We start from the raw sequence: 4,011 nt of genomic DNA, 5'->3' as shown, positions 1-4,011 counted from the left end.
GGCAGTCTGCTCGCTGACCCGGTTGCCGTAACTGTCTTCCAGCATCACCGTCAGCGTCATCGTGTCTCCGGTGACATAGGTGGTGCGGTCCGTCTGCACGGAGGACTTCAGAAGGGCCGGGTCGCCCGCCGTGATGCTGGGTAGTTGCAAGACTCACTTAACGCTTACGCTCAGGTTAAAATTTATTTAAGCATGTAAAGCCAGAGCTGGCGCGGCCTGAAGAACGATCTTACACATTTACGCCCGGATCCTTACGCCTAGCCATATTGTGCTTAATTTTAGCGGTTGGATGACGCACAACAAAACAGAAGTGGGCCAGTACTGCCCACTTCTGATATTGAGTATATGCTCAAATATTATTTTTTATTATGGCAATGGTACTCTCCCGTTTTTTTATTGGTATGGCAACCATCAGAATTGGTGCCACCAGAATGGGCAAAAACTTGTGCTGAAACGCTAACAGATAGAGCAACGAGAAGTATTGTTAATATTTTGTTCATTTAGCCATCCTTACGCAAAAAAACAATAAATAATCCGGTCAAAAGCTTGGCAGACTAAAGGCGTTTATGTCTGGGGTTCGCCTGGGGAAAATCTTATCACGAAGCAAGGGGAAACGCTGAGAATAGCGCCGCTAATCGGCTCAAAAAGCGTTGAGCTGAAGTCGGCGATGTGACTGTTTCCACCTGTCCCTGTACGACTATCCACCTGACAGGTGGCCTGATTAATGCCTATAGCTTGGATGCCGGGGATTCTGGGCTCCATTTGAGAAACCAGGCCCTGCGCGGGGTTAATCGAAACTATTGCGGGTCGATGATATCAATCATCAATGCGGTGACTTCATCAACGATGTGCGGTTCTGCCGTTGCTGCATAAGTAGCCTCACGCGCTTTCAAATCCAATGCTCGGATAGCGAACGGTAATGCCACACCAGTGACTTTGCCCGTGTCGGTGCTACTTCCGTCAATGACTACAGTAACGCCCTCAGATCGAGCGAATGCACCGGCACTCGTGATCGGCACACAGATAGCAGTTGAAAAGGCGGTATTAATGGCATGTTCGCTAATCACTAGGTAATAATGTGCACCTTTAAATTCACGCCCTGCTTGCGGGTCACCATTTACGTGCCAGATTTCACCGCGAGCAGGGGATGTTCTCCGTTTGATCATTAAATGATTTCCTTACCTACAGGCGTATCGGTAAAATAATCACCTGTCTCGGCGCGCCATTCGGCAACGTCCTGCGGGTTTATGCCTGCAACGATCTGCGCGATGGTGCGACGGCCTCGCGGTTGGCGCTTCACGGCTACCATGCGCACACCGTCGCCATCATCTTTAAAATCTATTTCATCGCCTGCGCTCCAGCCTTTGGCGGTCAGCCATCGAGCCGGAAGAGTCACGACTACTGCGCCCCCTTGCTGGCGCAACTTTGCATAAGCCATTTTATTCTCCAGTGTAATTTTGTCTCACATTATTAATGTAGCACAAAGTAACACATTAGCAATGAATAGGGTTATGTCGCATTAAGGGATCGTCAGGTAAGATGCTGCTTTTTTTCGTGATGTTGTCTGTCCATGTCGCTGATCCGAAACGCTTTCAGCCGCCTGCATTATCCCGTCGATGTTATCACGCAGTGTGTTCGCTGGTATCTGGCTTATTCACTGAGCCTGCGGAACCTGGAAGAAATGATGGCCGAGCGGGGTGTCATCGTTGACCATTCCACGCTTCTTTCGCAGAGCCATCCGACATCACGGCGAACCGGAGGTCGTGACCCTCGATAAAAGCGGCGCGAATACCGCGGCCCTGGCGACGCTCAATGCCGATAAAGCAGCAGAAGAAGCCATTACTGTCAGGCAGAATAAGTATCTGAACAATCTGATTGAGCAGGATCACCGAAATAGCAAACGACGAACGCGAGCGATGCTGGGATTCACCTCATTTCACCGGGCACAGACGATATTGGCGGGCATTGAGTTAGTTCACATGATACGCAAAAGACAGCTTCATCATCCCGCTGGCGACGGATTGTCACCGGCAGAACGGTTTTATCTGTTAGCTGCCTAAAAAAACGGCAACGCTGCTTTTGCTAGGCTGTTGCTGTTAACGCGACAGAGCCCTTGAGTCAGAGTGACTCTCTTCATACAAGTTAAAGGTCGCTTTCAATTGGGGCAACATGGAACGGGCCGCCATCAATAAATACTCCGTGATTGGCTCTTGTTTCTCATTTTTCTCACTGTTTATGCCAACGCCTGTTGCAATGTTTCCTCTAATAGCGCTTAACAGGTTATCCAGACGAATAATATTTTCTTGGTAAATTTCAAGTAACTCCTGATCTGCAATGGTATTGAGAATGTCTTTTATCTCGTCCACATGCATCAAGGCGTCCTTCACCCCTGAAAATGTCAAGTTACGCTCTATTTTTCCGAATAAGGTTTCCACGCGGCGGTATAAACTCTTTTTCGGCAGCAAGGCATAGAAGTCCTGTAAATGAATATGCTCATCCGCATACTTGATTAACAGTTTCATGATATCCAGCTCTTTCACCGGGCGTTCAATGACATTGGTTGCCTGGATGGTGCGAGATTCGATGATCACCCACGTTTTATCATCAATGTGTTTGGTTGGCATTGCGTTTTCCCTAAGTTTTTATAAAACTTAGTTTATAATTTTTATTGGCGGATGCAACGCCTTTTTGTTGCCGCTGCGTTCGTTGGGCTTTACCGGCAAACTCCCCAGTTCTCTTTTCAGGCTCCCTTTGGGCCGCCCGTGAAACACTACATCTAGTGACCGTTACCAGATGTAGTGTTTAGGGCAATTTTACCCCCGCTTTCGGTTCCCGGCTCGTCCGGGTTAGCCTTTGCCCCTCATTGCGTTATAATCCGTTGTGGATCAGATGACTGCACATCTGTATCCGGGGTTGGCGGCGGTAACGGGGGCGTTACTGACCGCCTCGCTCTTTCCCTTCCCTGATGGGGTTTTTCCCGCACACGGCGATACCCCCCAAACACCCCAGCGAACGATCACCGAATTATTGCGGTCGCCCTGCGCCGCCCGTTCTGCCACAATTTAGCAAGATCCGCCGTAAACCCTCGCCCAGTGTGAACTGCACCCATAAGCAGTACGATAAAATTGATGTCAATACCGTTGAGATTAGAGAGGTAACAAAATGAATATCAAGCCCATTCGTACCGAGCAGGATTATCATGAAGCGCTAAATGCAATTTCTCCCCTGTTTGACGCGCAGCCGGAACCTGGTACACCCGAATTTGATTTTATGGAAATCATGGTATTGCTGATTGAAGCCTATGAAACGAAACACTACCCTATTGACCCGCCTGATCCGATTGAAGCCATTAAATTCAGGATGGAGCAATCAGGGCTAACCGCGAAAGATTTGCAACCTGCAATCGGGCAGTTAAACCGGGTGTATGAGATTTTGAACGGCAAGCGTAAATTGACCATTCCGATGATCAGAAACCTCAATAAGCAGTTTCATATTCCATTAGAGAGCCTCATTGGTGCTCCATAATCTGTTGTACATGTTGAATTGACATCCTCCCCCGCCTAAAGGCGGAGGATCCCTGCTACGTTCAGACTAACGTCTGAATCATTTCGGTGGGTTCCTGCTTCATCGAGTGGCCTGACTGCGCCATTTCTCCACAGGCTAACGCGGCGTGCCCCGCCGCTAAAATATTTCGTGCGCCGTTTATGTCGGCATTCGCGGTATATCCGCAAGCCTGACACTCGAACTGATTTTGTGACTGCCGATTCTCTTTGGCTGTATGCCCACAGCTCGCACATTTCTGACTGGTATAGGCTGGATTGATTGCCAGTACCTGACCACCTCGCCAGCTTTGTTTGTACTCAAGCTGGCGACGCATTTCATACCACCCCTGATCCAGTATCGAACGATTTAAACCCGATTTTGCCCTGACATTACGCCCTGGCTGATTTACCGTTCCCGCTGCGGACTTTGACATGTTGGCAACCTTCAGGTCTTCAATGACGATCATTG

Annotated in this window: 6 protein-coding genes and 1 pseudogene; 2 read left to right on the top strand and 5 right to left on the bottom strand. The window is 49.0% G+C overall.

Features of this window, described 5'->3' with window-relative positions; genetic code table 11:
• Positions 1-356: 356 nt before the first annotated feature.
• The 3 genes from ACRDCA_RS07955 to ACRDCA_RS07945 form a co-directional block, all read right to left on the bottom strand.
• The gene (locus ACRDCA_RS07955; protein WP_438689048.1) at positions 357-500 is read right to left on the bottom strand and encodes a YHYH domain-containing protein; all 144 of its coding nucleotides are present in this window, start codon (positions 498-500) and stop codon (positions 357-359) included.
• A gap of 297 nt (positions 501-797) precedes the next feature.
• A complete protein-coding gene (locus ACRDCA_RS07950; RefSeq protein ID WP_438689047.1) occupies positions 798-1,166 on the bottom strand; it encodes a type II toxin-antitoxin system PemK/MazF family toxin in 369 nt (122 codons plus the stop codon).
• Complete coding sequence (locus tag ACRDCA_RS07945; protein WP_438689046.1) at positions 1,166-1,438, bottom strand: AbrB/MazE/SpoVT family DNA-binding domain-containing protein; 273 nt, start codon at positions 1,436-1,438, stop codon at positions 1,166-1,168. The genes ACRDCA_RS07950 and ACRDCA_RS07945 overlap by 1 nt, the downstream gene beginning before the upstream one ends.
• Before the next feature lie 132 nt (positions 1,439-1,570).
• Here ACRDCA_RS07945 and ACRDCA_RS07940 point away from each other — a divergent pair.
• Positions 1,571-2,060 (top strand): annotated as a pseudogene (locus tag ACRDCA_RS07940) (IS6 family transposase).
• Positions 2,061-2,096: 36 nt separating this feature from the next.
• On the opposite strand, the gene ACRDCA_RS07935 reads toward ACRDCA_RS07940, so the two are convergent.
• A complete protein-coding gene (locus ACRDCA_RS07935; protein WP_438689045.1) occupies positions 2,097-2,624 on the bottom strand; it encodes a hypothetical protein in 528 nt (175 codons plus the stop codon).
• A 538-nt stretch (positions 2,625-3,162) separates the two neighbouring features.
• Here ACRDCA_RS07935 and ACRDCA_RS07930 point away from each other — a divergent pair.
• The gene (locus tag ACRDCA_RS07930; protein WP_438689044.1) at positions 3,163-3,525 is read left to right on the top strand and encodes a helix-turn-helix domain-containing protein; all 363 of its coding nucleotides are present in this window, start codon (positions 3,163-3,165) and stop codon (positions 3,523-3,525) included.
• A gap of 61 nt (positions 3,526-3,586) precedes the next feature.
• Here ACRDCA_RS07930 and ACRDCA_RS07925 read toward each other — a convergent pair.
• Positions 3,587-4,011, bottom strand: a 425-nt coding sequence (locus tag ACRDCA_RS07925) for an RNA-guided endonuclease InsQ/TnpB family protein (protein ID WP_438689043.1), incomplete at its 5' end; no start/stop codon positions are given.

Source organism: Serratia sp. (in: enterobacteria), from assembly GCF_051654945.1.
In the GTDB taxonomy this organism is placed as follows: Bacteria; Pseudomonadota; Gammaproteobacteria; order Enterobacterales; family Enterobacteriaceae; genus Chania.
Note: the sequence above shows the minus strand (reverse complement) of the source record. Positions and strands in the feature narration are given on the sequence as shown.

Excerpts from the sequence above, each read along its gene's own strand:
- ACRDCA_RS07955 (WP_438689048.1), bottom strand. The coding sequence starts at position 500 with ATGAACAAAATATTAACAATACTTCTCGTTGCTCTATCTGTTAGCGTT.
- ACRDCA_RS07950 (WP_438689047.1), bottom strand. The coding sequence starts at position 1,166 with ATGATCAAACGGAGAACATCCCCTGCTCGCGGTGAAATCTGGCACGTA.
- ACRDCA_RS07945 (WP_438689046.1), bottom strand. The coding sequence starts at position 1,438 with ATGGCTTATGCAAAGTTGCGCCAGCAAGGGGGCGCAGTAGTCGTGACT.
- ACRDCA_RS07935 (WP_438689045.1), bottom strand. The coding sequence starts at position 2,624 with ATGCCAACCAAACACATTGATGATAAAACGTGGGTGATCATCGAATCT.
- ACRDCA_RS07930 (WP_438689044.1), top strand. The coding sequence starts at position 3,163 with ATGAATATCAAGCCCATTCGTACCGAGCAGGATTATCATGAAGCGCTA.